Genomic DNA, 678 nt, shown 5'->3' on the forward strand with positions numbered 1-678 from the left:
GCCTCATCTCCAAACACCTTAGTAATTTTCTCAGTGGGCAACAAAGGCAAATAAGAGGACACTCTATATCCCTGCTCAGTAGTGCCACGAACAACATCGTTGTACTTTTCAGAGAAATAAACAGCGGTTGGCACAACTACATTTGCCACTTGAGGAACTAGTGGCAGCTTATTGAGGGCACGCCAGGTAATGACCGCATATTGCTCAGCTTTTGGTTCAAGATTAGCGTACAGAGCTTTTGCGCCTTCCTGCACACCAGTGTTGAAAACTGAAGAAGCCACATCAAGAACAATTCTTGGAGCATCTTGAGCTACCGAGTAAGTTTGGGCAGACACCTGCTTGATAACTGGGGGAACAACGCCATCTAGGCTAGTGACCGATACATCCACCGTTTTGTCTACAAACTTGACAGCCTCAAGGGGAATATAATAAACAGGAGTAACCACGGTCTTCACCACATTCTCAATAGTATCGACACCAGGTTTTAATGGACCAGATATGTCCTTGGCATAAAGGTAGAGAGTTGAGAAAGAATCTACAGCATAAACTCCAGCCGCTCGCACAAAATCCAAATACTTTAGCCTCTCTTCCTCCACCTCTTCAGCCATAATTGAAAATTTCCTTTAAAAATCACAAATTCAAAACGCAGTCGCTGAAGTTTGAAAAAAGATTTGCCTT

1 protein-coding gene is annotated in these 678 nt (G+C 43.5%); it reads right to left on the reverse strand.

Annotation, left to right across the window (positions count from 1 at the left end):
- On the reverse strand, positions 1-608 hold a 608-nt coding region (locus I8J31_RS21290; RefSeq protein ID WP_199470489.1), incomplete at its 3' end, for a hypothetical protein.
- Positions 609-678 lie beyond the last annotated feature (70 nt).

Origin of the sequence: Marinomonas transparens, assembly GCF_016463975.1 — a bacterium.
Taxonomy (GTDB): Bacteria; Pseudomonadota; Gammaproteobacteria; order Pseudomonadales; family Marinomonadaceae; genus Marinomonas; species Marinomonas transparens.